Raw genomic sequence first — 18,805 nt, 5'->3', positions numbered from 1 at the left:
GTATGCGGCGGTCATGCCGGCGAATCCGCTCCGGCCGAGCGGGCTCGTCCGGCGGTCGTGCTCAGTGGCCTCGCTCCGCTACGAGGCGGCCACGGCTTCTGACGGGTCGCCAGCCAGGAGATCCAGGTTCCCCGTCGTGCGCTTGCCCGTGCTCTCATTCAGGTCGAACGAGACCCTCGTTCCGTCGTCGAGGTAGGGAATCCGGGCGGCGACCAGCGCGGACATGTGGACGAACACATCCTTGCCGACCTCGTCCGGGACGATGAAGCCGTACTTCTCCGCGACGCTGAACCATTTGACGGTGCCTGTGGCCATGAATTTCCCTTCGCTGGCGGCGGCCCGGGATGCCCGGACGAATCGCCGGGAACGCGCGATTGCGGAGAGACCGCTGGATAAAGCTCGTGAAAGCCTGGATGGCTTCGAGATGGGGGATTCCGCCGATCCGGGCCCCTCAGGCCCAGTTGGTCGATCGACCGGTGCTCGGGCGGCCTCAACGCCGCCTTGCGAAGTGGTGAACGCCGGTACCCCTCATCGTACTCCGCGACGCGCACGTCGTGCGCCAACCGACGGCCGTGTCGCGCTGAGGCCCGGTAGCGAAGGACGGCGGGGCGCAGCGTGCTGAGGCTCGCGCTTTCCAGGGCGCGCGGCGTGCCCGCGCCGGGAGTCGATCAGGGATCGAAAAGACAGCAGGTGCCCGGGATCGGCGACGGAGACACGCGCGAATGAGTGTGGACGCAGACGGTTTCGTGGTCGTCGGCCTTCCGAGAAGGCGTACTGTCAGAGGGTTGCCCGCGATTCGAAGCCGAAGACGGCCGGTCTATGGCGGAACGACTCAGTGCATGTTCGGTCATCGGGCCGACGGCGACCACGGGAGATTCCAGCCATGGCACGAAACAGCGCTCTGCACGGAAGCAGGATCGGCTCCGGCCCGAAAGGTGTATCCGCGCGCGGTGATCTCGTCGAGCGCGTCGCCGTCACGTTCTGGTGCGCGAACGGCCATACCGTCCGGCCGCAGTTCGCCGCCACGGCGCCCATCCCGGACACCTGGGACTGCCACGTCTGCGATCTCTCCGCCGGCCGGGATCCGGACAGCCCTCCGTCCGTCCTCGGCGTCGAGGCGTACAAGACGCATCTCGCCTGCGTGCGCGCGCGGCGCAGCGACGCTGACGCGGAGGTCCTGCTGGCCGAGGCCCTGGCCAGGCTGCGCTCGGCGTGCTGAGAGCGAGCGCCGACGGCGCGGTCACCCTCGGGTCCCACGTGGCCGACGCCGAGACATATGCGCAGGCCATCGCAGCACTGGCGGCAGCCGCGATCCAGCCGGGTGGCGAGGGGCCCTCAGGACTCCGCCGGGCCCACGTACTCGTATTCGCGTAGATCCAGGCCCTCGAAATCCCTGAACCTGTCTGTGCGCCGCCAGACATGGAGCCCGCTGCCGTCTTCGGCCGTGTCCTCGGCGATTTCGGTGCCGGCGGGAAGCGTGACGACGCGGGGGTCCTTGACCGCGCTGCCGACGGGAACGGGCCCGCCCAGGAGGTACGCGTTCGGCGTGAAGGTCTCCATGGGATCAGCACATCATGGGCCGCCGAGGGGCGCGACCCCGGGCATGGTGCGGCTGCGGCGGTGTCGAGTCCGCCGGGGGCGTTCCGCGAGGTCATCGACACCCTCGGGTCTGCCGGCGCGAGAACGCTTCCGAATGAAGACCACTTCCCGGCCATGGCCAGTCGGTCACAGGCCGGGTTCCGGGCTCTCCGCGGAGCGTGCGGCGAGGGTTTCGTCTCTCGTCGGCAGTGGGGAGCCGTTGGCCACGTCCCGGGCGAGGTCGGACATGCGCAGGTTGTTGTCGCGCGCGTGGCGGCGCAGGATCGTGAACGCCTCGTCGAGTTTGATCCGGTGGCGCTCCGCGATCACCCCTTTCGCCTGTTCGATGGAGATGCGGCTGTTGAGGGCGGTCTGCAGCTGGGTGGTGACCAGGTCGGCCTGCTCGAGGCTGCGCTGGGCCAGGATCCCGATGGTGGCCACGTCCGCCAGGGCCTGGCCGACGCGTACGTCTTCCTCGCCGAGGGGTTCGGGGCTGGAGCAGAACAGGTTCAGGGCTCCGATGACCCGCTCGCGCAGTCGTAGCGGCAGGGCGTGGACGGAGACGAATCCGAGGGCGCCGGCGGCTTCGGCGAATCGCGGCCAGCGCTCGGCGTTCGCGTCCAGGTCGGCGTTGACCACCGCGACGGCGCCGCGGTAGCAGTCGACGCATGGTCCGGTGTCGGCTTGGAGCTCGAACAGTTCCATCAGCCGGGCGTTCTCGCTGGACGCGGCGGAGGCGCGCAGCGTGCCGCGGTGGTCGGCGAGCATCAGGCCGGCCGCGTCCACGCCGAGGAGTTGGACGCAGCGTTCCGCCAGGGTGTGCAGGAAGTCGATCACATCGAAGTCGTCGACCAGCGTGTCGGCGGCTTCGACGAACGCTTCGGTCAGTGCTTTCTCGCGGCTCATGGCCATACCTCCAGGATAGAGGCCTCCGGCCGCAGGTCGGGGGCGCGCTCGGGTTCTTGCGTCAGGTCTTTCACGAGGGTGAATCCTCCAGTCGCAGACGGCGGGCCACCACGTCGGCCGTGACTTGGTGCAGGGGGCGTTCGTGGGCGTAGGCGTAGGCACGCAGGCGCAGCAGGGCCTCGGCCAGGCTCACGCCCAGCTGGACGCTGACCATCCCGGTGGCCTGGTGCACCTGTAGGCGGTGGGTGTAGGACGCCTCCCAGGCCGGGCTCGGCTCCTCGCCCTCGGCGAACGCGCGCGTCGCTTCGTCCGTTCCCCGGCTCAGCAGCAGGATGGTGAGGGTCTCGGCCAAGGCCAGGGCGTCGACCAGTTGCCCGTCACGCAAGGACCCGGGAGCGGTGCGGTGGACCAGCAGCGTCCCGACGCTGATCGCCCCGACACGCAGCGGCAGCGCGAAAACCGCGCGCACGCCGAGCTCGATGGCCGCGGGGGCGAACGCGGGCCAGCGGGCGTGGGTGGTGCTGAGGTCGCCCACGAGCACCGGCACACCGGCCACCAGGCAGTCTCGGCCCGGGCCCTCGCCGAGCGTGAATCCGGCCTCGTCCAGCGCGACTGCGGTCTCGCTGCGTCCCCACGTCAGAACGGCGCCCTCCGCGCCCGTGCCCACCGCCGCGCAGATCCCGTCGACCTTCAAAGCCTGCGCTGCCGCGACGGCAGCCGCCGCGGGCAATACCGCGCCACCGGTGGCCTCCGCGCCCAGAAGCGCGATGACGGCAGCCATCTGGTCGCTGAGCACGGACGGTCTCCTCCTTCGCTCCCCCAGTGCGATCAGGCACGTACGGTCGAATCGGCAGCGGCGGGACGGCCCCAGGCGGCCACTGTAGTGGCGTTGCCGCTCAGACCAGAAGTCGAAGCGTCGGAGTTCGCGGATTATCACCGTGAAATCGGTTCAGCTCCCGCGTTCCCCGAGGATGCGGAGCCAAACGGCGCTCGAGAGGCGTCTTGAGCGCATCGGCTCCGGAGTGTCTCTCCATTCCCGGAGAGCCCGGGCGCAGGTTGCGGCCGGCGGGCGCCGGCCTGCCGGCTGCGCAGGACGTCGGGACGCACGATCAAGACAGGACCCTGAATAGGAAGAGTAGGATGTCGCCATCGCTCCGGACCCCGGCGATATGAGCATCAGCATCTCCGCCGACCGCATGGGTCGGCTCGGCTTCTCATGGGTGGACCGGGTTGGCTTGGGGCGTGCGGCGCCCGGGCGAAGCCCGATGCGCCTCGCGAGTACACCGCGCGACCCATGCGGCTCTTCCTGCTCTCACCGGGAGTCCGCATGCGCGTCATCGGGTGGATCGCGGGCGGAATCGCCGCCGGCCTCACCTCACACGACCCTCGTTCCCGGGACGGCCATCAGACACAGAGACGATCCCCGACCATGGAGGCATGAGCGTGACCCGAGAACATCAATTGATCGAGGCGTTCGTCGAGGCGGCCGACACCTTGGTAGACGAGTTCGACGTGATCGATTTCCTGCACACAGTGTCCGAGCGCTGTGTGCAGTTGCTGGATGTGGACGCCGCCGGTTTCATGCTGGCCGACGCTCACGGCCAACTGCGCGTCACTGCCTCGTCCAGCGCCGACGCGTACCTGTCGGCGCTGTTCAGGCTCCAGCGTGACGCAGGGCCATGTCTCGACGCATATCGCGCCGGGGAGCCGGTGATCGACGCCGACCTGCCGACCTGCGCCGAGCGCTGGCCCCAGATCGCCGACGCCGCCGGCCTCGCCGGCTTCGTCTCCGTGCACGCGCTGCCGATGCGCCTGCGCGCCACCGTCATCGGCGCCCTGAGCCTTTTCAGCGCACGCCCGGGCCCGCTCGGCGACGACCACGTCCGTACCGGCCAGGCGCTCGCGGACACGGCCACCATCGGGATTCTGGCCCAGCGCTACCGCCACCAGGCCGGACTGCTCAACGATCAGCTCGAACAGGCCCTGGCCAGCCGGGTCGCGATCGAGCAGGCCACCGGCGTGCTGGCCGAACGCTGCCGGATCACTATCGACGCGGCCTTCGCCCTCCTGCGCGCCCACGCCCGCAGCCACGGCCTGCCCCTGTCGGAGCTGGCCCGAGACGTGGCCAAGCGGTATGCCGCCGCCGAGGAAGTGATGGTCGGCCCCGTCCAAGAAGTGACCCGACTCGGGCAACGGAAACCACCTCCTGACCGCCGATGACGCATCGGAACGTCCGCACCGGCGCCTCGTCATTCCTGGACGTCGAGCTCGATCGGAGGGAGCTGGTTCACCTGCTCCCTGGTGAGGTCGACCTTCACGCCATCGCCCAGCTCGCGGAGATTGACGATGGAGTCGATCGGGATGGCTGCCCTCTTCTGGCCCCACATATCGCCCTCGTCGAGCAGCACGTGGGTGACGTGGCGGTCGAAGCGGTCCACGATCAGCCCCTGAACCCGCCCGAGCGGCCCGTCGGTCGCCCACATGTGATCGCCCCGGCGTACCTCTACCTCGCCGAGGCTTGATTGGCGACGCGCATGGTGATGCAGACGCGTGCGCGAATCCGACTGCGCGGTCGCCCTCGACGCGTCCTCGGTACGGACGCTTGAAGCGGCGGCACCGGCGGCGCGGCCCAGGCGGTAGTTCGGCCAGGAATACATCTGTTCCTGCCGGTAGCCCCAGTGCCCGCTCGCACCCGCGAGGAAGTGGCGCGCGGGCGCTGTTTCGAAGGAGCGCAGCTCGGCGAGTGTGCAGCGCAACTGGATGGTGCCGGGCCTGCCCTGCTCCGTCCAGATCACCGTCTCGACGGGAATCAGGTACGGTGCCTTCCCGCGGTGGTTCGTCCCGACGATCAGGTGGGTGGCGACGCCCTCAACGGGCTCGATGACCACCCGCTGGAGGAATCCGCACCTGCCGTCGATACAGCGGACTTCGCTGCCGATGATGATCTTGCTGGCCTGGAGAGACTTCACGATCCTCGCCGCCTTCTTCGCTGGTCGTCTTCTTGCGGGGAGCGGCGAGGAAGCGCGGGGTCCAGGCGGATCGAGGCACGCTTTGCTTTCTGATTATCGCACTAATCCGGTGCAACCGCATTAGTCACTTTCGGGCGCAACCAGATACTTGCTCACGCTTGGGGTTGTTTCTGTCGACGCGGTGGACGCGTGCCCGATATCGGCAGTCGGCACGCTGGACGAGCCGGGGGATATGCCGGCCCGTACGGCGCTCGACACGTCGTCGAACTCGGGAAAAACGCCCAGGAGGGCGAGGATCGTCAATATCGTGTGCAGCCGGGGATTGACCCCGGCCAGGCGCAGCCACCCGCGCCGACGGCCGACGTTCTTTCGGGCCCTGATCAGCGCACCTATGCCGCTGGCGTCACAGAAGCTCAGCCGTGCCATATCGAGGACGATGCGGTGATATCCGGCGGCCATCAAAGAGCCGAGACGGTCGTCGAGCTCGCGTGCGGTCAGAATGTCCAATTCGCCGGAAAGGGTCATTACGGCAATTCTGCCGGGACGACGCTGCTCGGTGCAATCGAGCTGCTGTGCGTTCATCTGCCTCTGCCTCCGACCTGTCTGTGCTTCGTGCACGAAAGTCGCCGAGGTCCAGAGTGACACCTCTACTCTACGCTGCTCTACGCTGCTCGGCGCGTTTTCGTTCTGCGTGGATTTCCGGAATCCCGCGGAATGTCGGACCGACAGCGGACGGCGTATCGTGGAGTGGGGGCAGCGCGACGAGCCGCCCTCCGTGCGAGGCATACGGACGGATACATCATGGCTGATTCCGCTGTTCCCCTGGCTTCCAAGCATCTGCCGAGCGCGGTCTTCCACAGCGCGACGGCCGGCACCGCGCTTCTCCGCATGGAGACGACGCGCTCCCGAGTAGGCGTCCTCGATGGTGCGTGGTGGCCGAGGTCCCGTGATGTCGCGATCGAACTCCCCGCCCTGGTGAGCGCACTGACGCAGTACATCGGCCCGATCACGCGGATCGGGCTGGACGCGTCGGCCTGGAACGGCCTGCCGGCACGACTCGTCCTCGACGGCCGGGTGGTGCACGTCGATTCCTCCGCGACCGGCGACGACACCGTCTTGGTAACCCGCGGCGACCAAGACCACTTCTCCCTGCTCGTGGTGCCGCCGGATGCGACCGAGCAGGCCGCGCGCGCCGCGATGGCGCAGGCCGTCCAAGCAGACAACAGCGCTTCGGCCGAGCAGATCCTCATCGAGATCCGAGCCGAACGGGACGGACCGAACTGAGGCAGATGGATCCGCGGAAACAGTCGTCCCCAGCTGCCGAGCGGCGAAGTCAGCGCTGCGGTCGACGTCCGGAGCGCCTCCAGCGCAAGGCGAGGTAGAGCAGGTCCAGCGCGAGGAGAACGGCTCCGATCACCAGCAGGTAGAGCAGGCCGTGGGCGACGACGCCGATGATGCCGAGCGCGATCGCCACGATGATCACGAAGAGGAACAGGGCCATGGGCGCACCTTCGTTCTCGCGCGGGCCGGTCAGCGGCGGGCGAGCTGCCGCTCGCCGGAGGTCCCGGGTGTGTAGGGCAGGTCGTAGTGGCGGAAGATCGCCTCTTCCTCGGCCGCGGGCAGGACTTCGTCCGTGCCCATGGCCGGGCACTTCTTGACCAGGGACTTGGAATAGCCGACCTTCAGGTATCCCGGTCCGACGATTGCTCCATCCAGGGGAACGAACACGAGGCGATGCCGGGTGGGCATGCCGATCTGCACCGTCGCCATGGCCGGCGCATCGGTGCTGGTGTCGACGTAGACGGACTCCATAGCGCCGATCTTGTGGCCACCCGGATCGACGACGTCCTGGGTGCGCCACTCTCGGATGTCTGCTGCCTCGATCACAAAGCGTTCCCTTCTCCGGTCTGTACTGTTCCAGCTTGCCTCTCCTCGGGCGTTGCCGCCCGGCGCGGCGGCATGTTCGGTGCGTCGTCCACGGGGGTTTCCGGCCGAGCGGGCGCGGGCGCGGCGGGATCGGAGCCGGGCGCGCGCGTGCCCGACACTGGCGCCGGTGTGGGGCTATTCGGGGCTCTGCGTGCCGCCGGGCGCGGCCGGGGTGATCGGGCCCGCGGGGGCGCCGAGGGCGAGCAGCGCGGTGTCGTCCTCGAGGCCGTCGCCGAAGCTCTCGAGCAGTTTCGTCAAGGCGCTGACGGCTTCGTGGGCGCCGGCCGGCGCGAGGTCCTGGGTGAAGGCGTGCAAGGCCTCCTCGCTGTAGCGCGGGCCCGCCCGGGTGCGCGCCTCGGTGAGCCCGTCGGTGTAGAGCAGCAGCGTCTCGCCCGGCCCGAGCACGACGGCGGCGGAGGTGAGGGGCGGCTCGGGCAGGACGCCGATGAGCATGCCTCCGGGGGTGTAAATCTGCTCCGCCGTGCCGTCGGCGTGCAGCAGCAAAGCCGGCGGGTGGCCGCCACTGGCCAACTCCACCCTGACGCTGCCGCCCTCCAGCTCCACCGTGCCGGCGATGACGGTGCAAAAGCGCATGTCGTCTTCGGGGTAGCGCTCGCGCAGTGCGGTGTTGAGCATGGCGAGCGTGCGGACGGGGTTGCCTTCGACGAGGAACGCGGCGCGTAGCGTGTAGCGGATCAGCGAGGTGACGGCGGCCGCTTCGGGTCCCTTGCCACGGACGTCGCCGAGGAAGAACCCGCCGCGGCCTGGGCCGAGGGGGAACAGGTCGTAGAAGTCGCCGCCGATCTCGTCGACCGAAGCGGGGTGGTAGTAGGCGGCCGCGTCGAGGCCGGGCATCCGCGGTAGGTCCGGTGGCAGGAGGCTTTTCTGCAGGATGGACACGACGCGCTGAAGGCGGGCGCGTTCGGCTTCGGCCACGCCGTGGGCGGCTTCGGCCTCGGCGAGAGCCTGCTCGGCCTGCCTGCCGGCGCGCAGCAGTTCGTTCTCGTAGCCGCGGCGGTCCCGGGCGTCGAGGACGGTGGTGCGGATCAGCAGCGGCTGCCCGGTGCTCGCCGTCTTGACCACGGAGGTCACCAGGACCGGCAGCCGGGTGCCGTCCGCGGCCTTGAGCTCCAGCGCGATCCCGGACAGCTGCCCCTGCATCGCCAGCAGCGGGGCGAAGTGCGTCTCGTGGTAGAGCTTGCCGCCCACGGTCAGCAGGTCGGCGAAATGCATACGGCCGACCATCTGCTCGCGGCTGTAGCCGAGCCAGTCCAGCAGGGTGGCGTTCGCCTTCGCGATCCTCCCGTCGGGCGTCGTGGACAGGTAGCCGCACGGGGCGTGTTCGTACAGGTCCTCGGCACTGTCCTCCAGGAGTGCGGACAGCTGCGCTTGGTCGTACTCGTCCACGCTCCCACCTCCGGGTTCGCGGTCTTTCTCGACGTTTCGGCGCCGGGTCGGGCTCATCCGCGTGCAGCGCCGACGAAATCCGCGATGGCCCGCGCGGTGGCCTCCGGCGCGCTCAGCTGCGGGCAGTGGCCGGTGGCGTCCAGGGTGATCAGGACGCTGCCCGGGATGGCGGCGTGCACGAAGGCGCCGACCTGGCGCGGCGCGATGATGTCCTGGGAGCACTCGAGCACCAGCGTGGGCAGGTTCACCGAGGCCAGATCGGCCCGGGAGTCGGACAGGAACGTGGTGCGTGCGAACACCGCCGCCATGCCGGGGTCGGTGGCGCAGAAGCTGTTGGTCAGTTCCGTCCCGAGCTCCGGACGGTCCGGGTTGCCCATGATCGCCGGGGCCATCGCGGCCGACCACCCCAGATAGTTGCTTTCCAGCGACTCGAGCAAACCGTCGATGTCCGCCGCGGTGAACCCGCCGGCATACCCGGTCGCCGGGTCGTCGATGTAGCGCGGGGACGGACCGACCATGACCAGCCGGGCGAACCGCTTCGGCGCTTCGGCCGCCGCGATCACCCCGACCATCGCGCTGACGGAATGTCCCACGAACACCACGTCGGTCAGGTCGAGTTCGGCGCAGATCTCGAGCACGTCGGCCGCGTACCCCGCCAGAGTGCCGTAGCGCCGCGGGTCCCAGGCCGAGGGGTCCGAGCGGCCCGAGCCCACGTAGTCGAAGCGCACCACCTGGAAACACTCGGCCAGCACCGGTTCCACGAGACGCCACATGTTCTGATCGCAGCCGAATCCGTGCGCCAGCATGACCACCGGCCCCTCGGGCCGGCCGCTGATCGTCACATTGTTCCTCCGGACCACGTCCATACCAGCCATCCTTGCACGTCGGCCCGGAGCACTCGGCGGCTCGTGGAACGCCGGAACCGTCGACCTGCCGGTCATCCGGCAGGTCACGGTCGCGGCTAGCGGGCGATCAGCACCGGCGTTACGCCACTCAGGTGAGCTTCCGAGCCGAACACCATCGAACTGAGCACCACGGGCGGTGCGGGCACCGGAGGCCATGCGAGGAATCGGGAAGGCATCGTCGGCTGTGCCGTTCTGCGCGCCCGTCGGCTCCCGCGCGGGTCACCGCCTCGGCTGTTCAGCCCGCCTCGTCAAGCGCGCGTGAGCCGATGACGCCCATCGCGTCGAGGTGCCGCAGGGCCTGGCGGTAGGAGTCGAACAGGCCGCACTCGCGGTACGGCACGCCGATCCGGGCGCAGTAGGCCCGTACCAACGGCTTGGCGCGTTTCAAGTTGGCCCGGGGCATGCTCGGGAACAGGTGGTGCTCGATCTGGTAGTTCAACCCGCCCAGCGCCCAGTCGACCAACCACCCGGGGCGCACGTCGCGCGAGGCGAGGACCTGCCGACGCAGGAAATTCGCCGCGTCGCTCCCGGCCGGGGCCGGCATGCCCTTGTGGTTGGGTGCGAACGCACAGCCCAGATACACCCCGAGCAGTCCCTGGTGCACGACGGCGAAGACGAGTGCCTTGGCCGGGGAGAGCACCAGCAGCAGCGCCGTCACGTAGCCGCTCACGTGCGCGGCCAGGAGCAGAACCTCCACCCGCCTCATCCGCCGCTCCCGCACCAGCCATATAATGCTATTGACATGCAGGCTTACAGCCTGCAACAACAGCAGCGGAATGAAATACCAGGCCTGATAGCGTACTGCCACCCGGCCCAGACCGCGCCGGCCTGCGGCCGCCTGGACGGTGAAGGCCAATGCTCCGGCGTCCACGTCGGGGTCGCGGCCCGGCTCGTTGGGGTGGGCGTGGTGCCGGTTGTGCTTCTCGTTCCACCAGCCGTAGCTCAGCCCGACCAGGGCGTTGGCGTGGATCACGCCGATCAGGGTATTGGCACGCGTACCTTGCCGGATCTGGCCGTGCCCCGCATCATGGCCGATGAACCCGAGTTGAGCGAAGACTATGGCCAGATAGACGGCCACCGCCATCTGCCACCAGGAATCGCCCAACACGGCGAAAGCCGCCACGCCCGCAACCAAGGCGAGCACCGTCGATGCGATCTTCGCCGCGTAGTACCACGGCCGGCGTTCGAGTAGTCCGGCCGATCTCACCTGCTCGAGCAGGCCGGCGAATTCGCTGCCTCGTCCTTTGCCGGAGTGCACGAGTGTCTTCTCGATGGGCACAACGCCTCCACAATCCCGTAGCGAACCGCGTCAGCGTGGCGATCTCCAGGCCGGCAAGGTCTGGACCAGGAATCGGAGGCCCCGTGGCTGACTATCCGTATAGCTGCACGCCTTCGAGCATGCGCCCGCCGCCGCCTTCGCACTCCCACTCGCGGATACGGGCAAGATCCCATGACGCATCGCCCATGCCGGCCAGGGCACCTGCGACCAGTGCGCTCGCTGTCTGCTTGTTGTGTACATCGGCGGCGGACGCCATCAGGAGCGTCGCGCGGTCGGGGTCCGTCTCCGGCGGGACCACCACCAGATCCCAGCGGTAAGGCGCGCAGCTGTGCGAGAGCACGCACAGGTCGTGCCGGTCCTGTTCGGCGTCGAACCAGCCCACCCGCACCGTGTGCGAGCCGGTGACGAGCCGCCTGGGGATCTCGGGCCACATGTGCACGTTGACCGTGACCCGGTGGATCTTCCCCCAGGCCGCGTCCAGCGCGGCGATGAGCGGGGGAAGTTCGGCGGCCAGGTCACGCGAACGCGGCCACCATGCGCCGTTGACCATGCCCGGATGCTCGGTACGGGGTTTGAGGGAAATGCGGACCGACGATGCCGAGATGTTCTCCGGCTCCGTCGTTCGCTCGAGAATGGTCACGATGCGGACCTGTCTCCGGGCATGCGGCCCCGGATGTTGTGACGCGCCGGAGACGATGCCGCCTCGGATGGCGGCTTTCGAGATGCCCTCGGTATCATCCATCTTACTCCTCTTCCGGTGGGCGCGGCCGCACCGGAGGCGAGCGGAAGGGCAGGACCCGTTGCCGTCGTGTGGATCCGGTGCGGAGGTGTCAACGCTCGACATCGCGCGAGGCCCGGCGCATGCGGCTGAGCAGGGCGGGGAGGGAAACCGTGGCGAACGCGATCGCGGTGTCGCCGGTGCCGTAGGGGATGACGAGGGTGTCGCGGTGGCGCATCGCGCCGCAGGAGTACACGACGTTGGGCACGTAGCCGTTGCGCTCCGTCTCGTCCGGTGCGATCAGCGGATCGGTCAGGCGGGCGATCACACGCTGCGGGTCTTCGAGGTCGAGCAGGATGGCGCCGATGCAGTAAGTGCGCATCGGGCCGACCCCGTGGGTCAGTACCAGCCAGCCCTCGCCGGTCTCGATAGGCGGACCGCAGTTGCCGATCTGGGTCAACTCCCAGGCGCTCGCCGGCGTTTGGATGGTGCGCGCGACCCCCCAGGTCCGGTTGTCCGTCGAGGCGGTGATGCTCGTGTTCTCTCGGTCCCAGCGCGAGAGCGCCAGGTATCTGCCACCCACTTTGCGCGGGAACAACGCCATCCCCTTGTTCGCGGCTGCCGGGCCGCTCAGCTGCGTCGCATGGAAAAGGCGGAAGTCCGTGGTGTGCAGGAGCTGAGGCGAGACCGTGGAGCCGTCGAAGGCCGTGTAGGTCGCGTAGTACGAGGCACTGCCGTCGTCCTCGGTGAACCGGACGAACCGTGCGTCCTCCATCCCGTGTCGCTCGGTCGGTCCGGTCGGCCACAGGACGCGTTCGGACAGCGCGGTGTCCTGCGGGAAATCGAGGTCGTATGTGCAGGCCGCGATCCATTGGGCCCGCTCGATCGTGCGGTGCGTGCCCTGCCTGCGGGCCAGCCCCGGCGGCAGGCTGCGCAGCACCTGCTCCAGATCCGCCGCGGCGAACCGCGCGGGCAGGTTGCGGTGAAGGAACGCCGCGACTTCGTCGTCGTCGGCATGCGCGGAGAGCACGGCCTCGAACAGCCGCCGTTCGTATGCAGGAGGCCGGGCACGGCCGGGCACGAGGGCAGGGGTGATGGGATCCAGCGTGATCCGCGTACCGGGGCCGACCACGCCGGTGCGCAGTTCGATGCAGGACAGGTGCCCTTCGCCGATGGCGCGGGCGCTGAGCACGAACCGGGTCTGGTCCCCCCCGAGCCCGTCCTGGTCGGGGTGGGCGACCATGGAGGGGTTGCACAGGGCCGCTCCCTCGATCGCGTATTCGTGGCTGAAGTAGGCGCCTATCAGCAGGCGTCGATTCCGGGAGAGTTCGTGCCCGCTCGGGATGCGGTGGGCGATCGTCTCGAAGTGGCTCGCCAGGGTGCCGCGCAGGTCGCGGTGGCGGTCGGCGAACGCCTCGAGGGTGCGCGCGAGCACCGCGTCCACTTGGCTCTCGTCCAGGCTCAGCACCCGGGCGATCACGGCGGCGGTACGCGACCCGAACTCGGGCACCTCCTCGCCGGGGACGAAGAGCCTGGCGATCACCCGGCCCGGGTCGGGGTCGATGCGCACGGTGGAGCGGACGGCGAGCCCGGTCTCGGCGCTGAACGGCACAGTCATCGCGCCCTCCCGCAGGCGACGGCCTGCTGCAGGGTGGAGATGAGCGCGAGGGTCGATTCTGCCCCCTGATTCGCGTTGGGCCCGTCGGCGCTCAGCCCGTCGTACCCGCCGCCGGTGTGCGGGTCGTGGAGTGCGGCATCCGCGTCGTTCTCGCCGAGGAACCAGCCGACGGCGCGATCGACCCCGCACAGCCAACGTTCGTCGCCGCTGACCGCGTAGGCGCGGGCACACGCGTCGGCCAGGGCTGCCGCCTCGATGGGCTGCTGGTCGAAGCACGGGCGCGGCTCGCCTGCGCTCCAGCCGCCGGACCCGGTGGGCGACAGACGCCCGGCGCTGGTTTCGGTCTCGAGCAGCCAGTCGAGCAGTTCGAGTCCGTATTCGCGCGCCTCGTCGTCGTGCAGATGCCGGCCGGCGGCGATCAGCACTTCGGGCAGCACGGCGTTGGCGTAGGTCAGTCGCTGCTCGGGCCAGGGCCAGTCCGCGCCCGGCTCGCTGCGCGCGATCGTTCCGGCGGCGTCCGCGAGCAGGTCGGCCGCGGCTTGGTCGCCGGGGTGCGCGGCGAGGATCTCGGCGGCCCCGAGGCCGGCGAACGCCATGGCGCGCGGCCACGGCGAGCGCTGTCGCGCGCTGACGGCGAAGGCGTGCTCGGCGCTCTCGCGTACCCAGGCCAGCGGGGAGCGGATCGCGGCGGTCCCCAGGCCCCACAAGGCCCGGCCCCAGCAGTCCCCGAGTCCGGGCTCATCCTGCCAGCGCCGGTGCACGGCCATCCGGTTGTGGAACCGGCCATCAGGGCTCTGCGCGTGGGTCGTGAACGCGAGATAGCGCTCGGTGAGCCGGTCCGCGTTCCCGACGCCGTGGGCGAAGGAGTACCGGTCCGGGTCCTCGTCCCGGCACAGCACGACCAGCCCCCGGGCGACATCGTCGAGGCAGTAGCCGTGTTCGCGTCTCGGCGTGGCGTACCGTGCGTGCTCGAACAGGGCGGTGTCGTCGCTGAGTCTGGACAGGTGGGTGAAGGCGGCGGTGAGCAGGGCCGTCGCCGGGAACGTCGTGAGCGGACCGGTCACATCGCGACCTTGTGCCCGGTCGGGACCGCATCTGGACGGGCCTCGATCAGTGCCCTGACCAGAATGCGGTAGCTCCGGGCTACGCTCCGCCAGCCCAGCGCGGGGGCCAGATCGGCGCTGCGCGCCGTCATCGACTCGGCCAGCCCGGGCTCGGTCAGGACTCGGCGCACGGCCCGGGCCATCGCCACGGGGTCGCGGTGCGCCACGAGGAGGCCCGCGCCGCCGGAGAGCAGTTCGCGTGCGTGCGGGAAATCGGTGGCGATGACGGGGCGCCGCGCCGCGACGGCCTCGACCAGAACCCCGGAGGTGGCCTGGTCGGTGGAGTCGTAGGGCAGCAGGATCAGGTCGGCGGCGCGCACCATCGCGGTCAGGGGCTCGATGTCGCGGTAAGTCGGGTCGAACACGACCTGCTCGCCGACGCCTGTGGCCTTGGCCAGGCTTTGCAACGAGGCGCGATAGGCCTCACCTTGCTCGGCCAGGACCTTCGGATGTGTCTGCCCGGCGATCAGATAGCGGACGGCGGGGCGCAGGTCGCGCAGGTGGCCGAGGGCCTCGATGACCCATTCGATGCCCTTGCCCGGACCGAGCAGACCCCAGGTGAGTATCGTCGGGCCGCTGCCGGACCGGACGGCATCCGGGCCGGCCGGGGTGATCGCCCCGTGTGGGATCACGTGGAGGCTTCCGGCGTCGATCAGGTAGCCGTCCAGGAGTGCGCGCGCGGCGGTGTGGGACAACACGACGATCGCGTCGGACGCGTCGATGATCCGCTGCAGAACGAGACGCTGATGCGGCGTCGGGGCGGCCAGCACGGTGTGCAGCACCGCCACGACCGGGATCTCCATACCGGCCAGGACGTCGAGCACGTCCTCGCCGTCCCGGCCGCCGTACACACCGTATTCGTGCTGGAAGATCAGGACGTCGTAACGGTTGAGCGCCTCGGTCGCGCGCAATGCGCTGAGAGGGCGGCCGTTGACCAGCCTCACCGTCGTGTCGCGCGGCCTTTGCAGGGTGGGCGAGTCGACCACGGGGACGATGCCGCAGCGCTCGTCGCCGCCCGGATCCGTCAGAGCGCGCATCAACGCCGCGGTGAATGTGGCCAGTCCGCACTGTGTGGGCGGATACGTGCTCAGAAATCCATAGTTGACCATGCGGAGCCTCACAGGGTTCTCAGGCTGACGGCCGCGCGGTCGGGGACCGAGGACGCGGCCTCACGCGGACGACCCCTCCTTGCGAACCCGACTGCGTGGCCTGTCGGTGGCGCGTGGCGCCAGGAGGAAGCGGAATTCATCAGAAGCCGTCGTGAATTTCCGGCGCGACCGCGTCAAGCGTCGCACGCAGTGATGACGGCAAGTCAGCTCACCGTAGCACCTCGAATGCCCCGGCCGTGGAGAAAGCACCGCTGCGCACGAAGAACCGAGAAAAGGAGTATCGTGGCGAATACTTCCGGCATTTCGCGCATCGATAATCGGATCGGTGTCGCCGGGGGCGAGGCGAAAACCCGGATCGGTCTTCAAAGATCCGCAAGACAGGTGTCCTGTGATGCCGAAACTCGATTCTCCCCAGCCCTCCACCGCCGGCCCGGCCCGCGCGCCGTCGACGTGCGACACCGTCGTTCCCACCAAGCGCAGCCTGTACGACCTTTGCACCGGGGGATGGCGCCGCCACCTGACCGGTCTGCCGACCGCGCTCCGCGGAACTGTCACCCGCCGGGCCGGCCAGGGGCGGTCCACTGTAGCCGACCGCCCCGACGAGCCCGGACGGGACGCCGCGCGCCGGTGACGACCAGACTCGCCGCCACGGCCCTCGCCGCGGTGGCGCTCGGGACGGCCGTCACCTACGGATGGGGCTCGTCTTCGGCACCGGCCCGCACAACGGGCCTTGCGCTCATGCTCGCGGGAACGGCGACCCTGGCCGGCGTGCTGGTCCGCAACCTGCTCGGCCTGCGCCGTACCACGCGCGGACGCCGCCCCGAGACCACGTCGTCAACGGTCGCCGAACAGCTCCACCACACGACTCCAGCGCAGATGTCCCCGGCCACGGCCCTGCGCAACAGCGCGGCCGCCCGCCGGTTCGCGGACTCGGGCTCCACCGTTGTCGACGGCCCTCCACGTCACACGCCGACGCGGAGCCCGTGATGACGAGCGGTGGCCCTTGCCTGCCATCACGTCGGGCAGGCACCGCGTACTCCGGGCGGAGGGCGAGGGTGGTTCATCCGGGCGGCCGGCACGACCACGCCGTGTTACTGTGGCTGGTATCCGCCCTTCCCGGTGGTGCTCGCCGCCGGCGGTGGTCTCGCCCACTTCGCGCCGGGTCCGACAGATCCCTCACCGCAGGGGCGCGGACTGATCACCGAGTCAGCGGGCGCTCCGAGGAATCAGCTTCGCCCTCTGCCGCCATCCGCCGTGCCCGCCGTTTCCGGGAGCCGGCCGGGTCACCTGCAGGCGGATGCGGACGGCTCGGTTTCCCAGTGAGGTGGACCTCGATGGTCGCGTACGGCTTTCTCAGCACGTTTCCGCCCACCCGCTGCGCCGTGGCCACCCACAGCCTCGCCCTGGCCCAGCACCTGCACGATCCGGCGCGCGGTGAGCGCTGCGGCATCGTGCACGTCGTGGACCGGCCTCGCCCGCTGCCGAGACAGGACCGGACGATCTTCCTGATCCACGGGCGCCCGGGCAGCGCGATCCGGACGATCGAAGCACTCAACCGATACGACGTCGCGATCGTGCAGCACGATTTCGGCATCTACGGCGGCCCGGACGGCGACGAAGTGCTCGGCGTGATCGAAGCCCTCGACGTGCCCGTGATCGCGGTCCTGCACACGGTGCCGGCCGGCGGCGGAACCGAGCACCGGTGCCAGGTTCTCCAGCGCGTCATCGACGCGGCCGCGGCCCTCGTCGTGCTCTGTCCGGCGGACGCCGCCACCCTGCGCGAGCACTACCGTGCGGATGCGGGCCGGGTGAGCGTGATCCCGCGTGGTGCCACCGCTGCCACACCCACCCACCCCGCGCGCCGGTTCGCCGCCCCAGGCGCACCGACGATCCTGACCTGGGGGCTGATCGGCCCGGGCAAGGGGATCGAGCACGCCATCGCCGCGCTCGGCCGCCTGCGCGACCTGGACCCCGCCCCCCGCTACCTGATCTGCGGTCAGCAGGACCCCCGCGTCCAGGCACGGCACGCGGACGCCTACCGCGACCTGCTGCTGCGTACCGCCCGTGATCACTGCGTCGAGGACCTCGTCACCTTCGACCCGGTCTACCGGGCACCGGGCCCGCTGGCCTCGCTCATCAGCCGGGCGGATGTCGTCCTGGTGCCCTATGAGGGACGGGAGCGGACCTGCTCGGCCGTGCTCACCGAAGCCGTCGCCGCGCGCCGTCCCGTCATCGCCACCGATTTCCCGCACGCGCGCGAACTGCTCGGCAACGGTGCGGGCCTGCTCGTTCCGCCACGCGACCTCGACGCCCTGGCCAGGGCACTGCGCAGGGTGCTGACCGAACCCGGGCTCGCGAAGGTCCTGCAGACCAGATGCGGGCAGATCGCCGAACAACTCGCCTGGCCCGGGGTGGCGAACGCCTTCGGCGACCTCGCGCGCACCCTTCTCGCCTCTGCATCGGGCGCATCTCGCGGACTGGTCTCCATGAACGTGAAACGGACTTCATGACGCTCGAAATCACGCCAGCCGATCCGCTGGTCGCGCTTCTTCTCGCGGCGCACGTCGAAGGCAGTGGCATTCCGGACAGCGGGCCGCGCCGGTTGGAACTGGCCCGGGCCGTGCGCCGCCGCTGGAACTCGTTCACGCACCGGCACCCCGCCCCGGCGCCCGACACGCCCTCCGCCCGCATCGAAGATCTCGCGCGCGGCCTGCTCGCACGCTGTGCACTGCGCAGCGGGAGCAGGCCCAGGATCGAGATCAGCGAATGCCGGGAGCTGGCCAGGCGCCTGGCCGGCGTGCTCAGCGAGGTTCCCCACAGCGCGCGGTGACAAGCGGGGCCGGCCTCGCCTCCCACCATCGGACCCGTCCCGCATCTTCCCTTCCGCCGGTGGAACACAGCAGCGACATGCTCCCTGCGCAGTTCAGGACGCTGCGGGGCGCAGCCCGATCCTCATCGAGACCTTAGGGTGGCCATATGGACTCCACAACCTTCATCATCGCGACAGACTCGGAGGGGTTCTGGGGCCGATCGTTCGGGGCCGACGGTGTGACCTTCGTCAGATCGAACGCCTACAAGTACGACTCTGTCGAACTCGCGGCTGCCCACATCGCCAAGCTCACGGCATCCGGCGACACCCGGGCCTATCACGTCGAGATTCTGCCACCGGGACGCAGACGCTACTGACCGGTGCTGGGTGGTGCGCGCGCACGTCTCGTCGAATCCGCGGAGGGCCGATTCCAAGCGAGACCCGCCGAAGAGGGCACGACGCTCCGGGGCATCTGGGA

Annotated in this window: 23 protein-coding genes; 8 read left to right on the top strand and 15 right to left on the bottom strand. The window is 69.7% G+C overall.

Going from position 1 to position 18,805, the window contains the following annotated elements; translation table 11 throughout:
• Positions 1-78: 78 nt before the first annotated feature.
• Entirely contained in the window at positions 79-315 is a 237-nt protein-coding gene (locus ACTRO_RS19185) for a cold-shock protein (protein ID WP_051451061.1), read from the bottom strand.
• 568 nt (positions 316-883) lie between these two features.
• Between ACTRO_RS19185 and ACTRO_RS19180 the strand changes: the two genes are divergently transcribed.
• Complete coding sequence (locus ACTRO_RS19180; protein ID WP_034264896.1) at positions 884-1,219, top strand: RNA polymerase-binding protein RbpA; 336 nt, start codon at positions 884-886, stop codon at positions 1,217-1,219.
• 116 nt (positions 1,220-1,335) lie between these two features.
• On the opposite strand, the gene ACTRO_RS19175 is transcribed toward ACTRO_RS19180, so the two are convergent.
• From ACTRO_RS19175 to ACTRO_RS19165, 3 genes are all read right to left on the bottom strand, one after another.
• Positions 1,336-1,560 (bottom strand): hypothetical protein, encoded by a 225-nt coding sequence (locus ACTRO_RS19175; RefSeq protein ID WP_034264893.1) that lies wholly within the window; start codon positions 1,558-1,560, stop codon positions 1,336-1,338.
• 165 nt (positions 1,561-1,725) lie between these two features.
• Complete coding sequence (locus ACTRO_RS19170) at positions 1,726-2,490, bottom strand: GAF and ANTAR domain-containing protein (protein ID WP_034264889.1); 765 nt, start codon at positions 2,488-2,490, stop codon at positions 1,726-1,728.
• A 64-nt stretch (positions 2,491-2,554) separates the two neighbouring features.
• Positions 2,555-3,280, bottom strand: a complete 726-nt coding sequence (locus tag ACTRO_RS19165) for a GAF and ANTAR domain-containing protein (RefSeq protein ID WP_051451060.1) — start codon at positions 3,278-3,280, stop codon at positions 2,555-2,557.
• 665 nt (positions 3,281-3,945) lie between these two features.
• Here ACTRO_RS19165 and ACTRO_RS19160 point away from each other — a divergent pair.
• Entirely contained in the window at positions 3,946-4,704 is a 759-nt protein-coding gene (locus ACTRO_RS19160; protein WP_063628029.1) for a GAF and ANTAR domain-containing protein, read from the top strand.
• Positions 4,705-4,733: 29 nt separating this feature from the next.
• On the opposite strand, the gene ACTRO_RS19155 is transcribed toward ACTRO_RS19160, so the two are convergent.
• The gene (locus ACTRO_RS19155) at positions 4,734-5,453 is read right to left on the bottom strand and encodes a PRC-barrel domain-containing protein (RefSeq protein ID WP_034264886.1); all 720 of its coding nucleotides are present in this window, start codon (positions 5,451-5,453) and stop codon (positions 4,734-4,736) included.
• Between the two features lie 120 nt (positions 5,454-5,573).
• Positions 5,574-6,035 (bottom strand): STAS domain-containing protein, encoded by a 462-nt coding sequence (locus ACTRO_RS48180; protein ID WP_169739926.1) that lies wholly within the window; start codon positions 6,033-6,035, stop codon positions 5,574-5,576.
• 219 nt (positions 6,036-6,254) lie between these two features.
• Here ACTRO_RS48180 and ACTRO_RS19145 point away from each other — a divergent pair, with 219 nt between their 5' ends.
• Entirely contained in the window at positions 6,255-6,737 is a 483-nt protein-coding gene (locus ACTRO_RS19145) for a DUF5994 family protein (protein ID WP_034264883.1), read from the top strand.
• Positions 6,738-6,786: 49 nt separating this feature from the next.
• Here ACTRO_RS19145 and ACTRO_RS48175 read toward each other — a convergent pair whose 3' ends face one another.
• The 9 genes from ACTRO_RS48175 to ACTRO_RS19105 form a co-directional block, all read right to left on the bottom strand.
• A complete protein-coding gene (locus ACTRO_RS48175; RefSeq protein ID WP_169739925.1) occupies positions 6,787-6,954 on the bottom strand; it encodes a hypothetical protein in 168 nt (55 codons plus the stop codon).
• 29 nt (positions 6,955-6,983) lie between these two features.
• The gene (locus ACTRO_RS19140) at positions 6,984-7,340 is read right to left on the bottom strand and encodes a photosystem reaction center subunit H (protein ID WP_034264880.1); all 357 of its coding nucleotides are present in this window, start codon (positions 7,338-7,340) and stop codon (positions 6,984-6,986) included.
• Positions 7,341-7,514: 174 nt separating this feature from the next.
• Positions 7,515-8,843, bottom strand: coding sequence for a SpoIIE family protein phosphatase (locus tag ACTRO_RS19135; protein WP_051451058.1), 1,329 nt, complete (start codon positions 8,841-8,843; stop codon positions 7,515-7,517).
• Positions 8,840-9,652: an alpha/beta fold hydrolase gene (locus ACTRO_RS19130; protein WP_034264873.1), complete on the bottom strand. Its 813-nt coding sequence runs from the start codon at positions 9,650-9,652 to the stop codon at positions 8,840-8,842. Before ACTRO_RS19130 ends, ACTRO_RS19135 begins: the two co-directional genes overlap by 4 nt.
• Before the next feature lie 274 nt (positions 9,653-9,926).
• A complete protein-coding gene (locus tag ACTRO_RS19125; RefSeq protein WP_211244341.1) occupies positions 9,927-10,970 on the bottom strand; it encodes a fatty acid desaturase family protein in 1,044 nt (347 codons plus the stop codon).
• 91 nt (positions 10,971-11,061) lie between these two features.
• On the bottom strand, positions 11,062-11,712 hold the full coding sequence (locus ACTRO_RS19120; RefSeq protein ID WP_211244340.1) for a DUF5994 family protein: 651 nt from the start codon (positions 11,710-11,712) through the stop codon (positions 11,062-11,064).
• 88 nt (positions 11,713-11,800) lie between these two features.
• Positions 11,801-13,306 (bottom strand): glycoside hydrolase family 130 protein, encoded by a 1,506-nt coding sequence (locus ACTRO_RS19115; RefSeq protein ID WP_034264870.1) that lies wholly within the window; start codon positions 13,304-13,306, stop codon positions 11,801-11,803.
• Positions 13,303-14,370 carry a glycosyltransferase gene (locus ACTRO_RS19110; protein WP_211244339.1) on the bottom strand — a complete coding sequence of 356 codons (1,068 nt, stop codon included), beginning with the start codon at positions 14,368-14,370 and terminating at the stop codon, positions 13,303-13,305. Before ACTRO_RS19110 ends, ACTRO_RS19115 begins: the two co-directional genes overlap by 4 nt.
• Complete coding sequence (locus ACTRO_RS19105) at positions 14,367-15,518, bottom strand: glycosyltransferase (RefSeq protein WP_034264867.1); 1,152 nt, start codon at positions 15,516-15,518, stop codon at positions 14,367-14,369. The genes ACTRO_RS19110 and ACTRO_RS19105 overlap by 4 nt, the downstream gene beginning before the upstream one ends.
• Positions 15,519-15,909: 391 nt before the next feature.
• On the opposite strand from ACTRO_RS19105, the gene ACTRO_RS47355 reads away from it, so the two are divergent.
• The 5 genes from ACTRO_RS47355 to ACTRO_RS19085 all read left to right on the top strand — a co-directional run bounded on the left by ACTRO_RS47355 (position 15,910) and on the right by ACTRO_RS19085 (position 18,704).
• Positions 15,910-16,149: a hypothetical protein gene (locus ACTRO_RS47355; protein ID WP_157436333.1), complete on the top strand. Its 240-nt coding sequence runs from the start codon at positions 15,910-15,912 to the stop codon at positions 16,147-16,149.
• Positions 16,146-16,505, top strand: coding sequence for a hypothetical protein (locus ACTRO_RS19100; protein WP_034264864.1), 360 nt, complete (start codon positions 16,146-16,148; stop codon positions 16,503-16,505). The genes ACTRO_RS47355 and ACTRO_RS19100 overlap by 4 nt, the downstream gene beginning before the upstream one ends.
• 347 nt (positions 16,506-16,852) lie before the next feature.
• Positions 16,853-18,028 carry a glycosyltransferase gene (locus tag ACTRO_RS19095; protein ID WP_051451057.1) on the top strand — a complete coding sequence of 392 codons (1,176 nt, stop codon included), beginning with the start codon at positions 16,853-16,855 and terminating at the stop codon, positions 18,026-18,028.
• Positions 18,025-18,348 carry a hypothetical protein gene (locus ACTRO_RS19090; protein ID WP_034264860.1) on the top strand — a complete coding sequence of 108 codons (324 nt, stop codon included), beginning with the start codon at positions 18,025-18,027 and terminating at the stop codon, positions 18,346-18,348. The genes ACTRO_RS19095 and ACTRO_RS19090 overlap by 4 nt, the downstream gene beginning before the upstream one ends.
• Positions 18,349-18,494: 146 nt before the next feature.
• A complete protein-coding gene (locus ACTRO_RS19085) occupies positions 18,495-18,704 on the top strand; it encodes a hypothetical protein (protein ID WP_034264857.1) in 210 nt (69 codons plus the stop codon).
• Positions 18,705-18,805 lie beyond the last annotated feature (101 nt).

Origin of the sequence: Actinospica robiniae DSM 44927 (assembly GCF_000504285.1) — a bacterium.
In the GTDB taxonomy this organism is placed as follows: Bacteria; Actinomycetota; Actinomycetes; order Streptomycetales; family Catenulisporaceae; genus Actinospica; species Actinospica robiniae.
The sequence above is the reverse complement of the archived record's forward strand: the minus strand, read 5'-3'. Positions and strand labels throughout refer to the sequence as shown.

What these genes read in the sequence shown, in the direction of transcription:
- ACTRO_RS19120 (WP_211244340.1), bottom strand. Translation starts at nt 11,712, where the DNA reads ATGGATGATACCGAGGGCATCTCGAAAGCCGCCATCCGAGGCGGCATC.
- ACTRO_RS19090 (WP_034264860.1), top strand. Translation starts at nt 18,025, where the DNA reads ATGACGCTCGAAATCACGCCAGCCGATCCGCTGGTCGCGCTTCTTCTC.
- ACTRO_RS19180 (WP_034264896.1), top strand. Translation starts at nt 884, where the DNA reads ATGGCACGAAACAGCGCTCTGCACGGAAGCAGGATCGGCTCCGGCCCG.
- ACTRO_RS47355 (WP_157436333.1), top strand. Translation starts at nt 15,910, where the DNA reads ATGCCGAAACTCGATTCTCCCCAGCCCTCCACCGCCGGCCCGGCCCGC.
- ACTRO_RS19175 (WP_034264893.1), bottom strand. Translation starts at nt 1,560, where the DNA reads ATGGAGACCTTCACGCCGAACGCGTACCTCCTGGGCGGGCCCGTTCCC.
- ACTRO_RS48175 (WP_169739925.1), bottom strand. Translation starts at nt 6,954, where the DNA reads ATGGCCCTGTTCCTCTTCGTGATCATCGTGGCGATCGCGCTCGGCATC.
- ACTRO_RS19085 (WP_034264857.1), top strand. Translation starts at nt 18,495, where the DNA reads ATGGACTCCACAACCTTCATCATCGCGACAGACTCGGAGGGGTTCTGG.
- ACTRO_RS19135 (WP_051451058.1), bottom strand. Translation starts at nt 8,843, where the DNA reads ATGAGCCCGACCCGGCGCCGAAACGTCGAGAAAGACCGCGAACCCGGA.
- ACTRO_RS19130 (WP_034264873.1), bottom strand. Translation starts at nt 9,652, where the DNA reads ATGGACGTGGTCCGGAGGAACAATGTGACGATCAGCGGCCGGCCCGAG.
- ACTRO_RS48180 (WP_169739926.1), bottom strand. Translation starts at nt 6,035, where the DNA reads ATGAACGCACAGCAGCTCGATTGCACCGAGCAGCGTCGTCCCGGCAGA.
- ACTRO_RS19170 (WP_034264889.1), bottom strand. Translation starts at nt 2,490, where the DNA reads ATGGCCATGAGCCGCGAGAAAGCACTGACCGAAGCGTTCGTCGAAGCC.
- ACTRO_RS19095 (WP_051451057.1), top strand. Translation starts at nt 16,853, where the DNA reads ATGGTCGCGTACGGCTTTCTCAGCACGTTTCCGCCCACCCGCTGCGCC.
- ACTRO_RS19185 (WP_051451061.1), bottom strand. Translation starts at nt 315, where the DNA reads ATGGCCACAGGCACCGTCAAATGGTTCAGCGTCGCGGAGAAGTACGGC.
- ACTRO_RS19145 (WP_034264883.1), top strand. Translation starts at nt 6,255, where the DNA reads ATGGCTGATTCCGCTGTTCCCCTGGCTTCCAAGCATCTGCCGAGCGCG.
- ACTRO_RS19105 (WP_034264867.1), bottom strand. Translation starts at nt 15,518, where the DNA reads ATGGTCAACTATGGATTTCTGAGCACGTATCCGCCCACACAGTGCGGA.
- ACTRO_RS19115 (WP_034264870.1), bottom strand. Translation starts at nt 13,306, where the DNA reads ATGACTGTGCCGTTCAGCGCCGAGACCGGGCTCGCCGTCCGCTCCACC.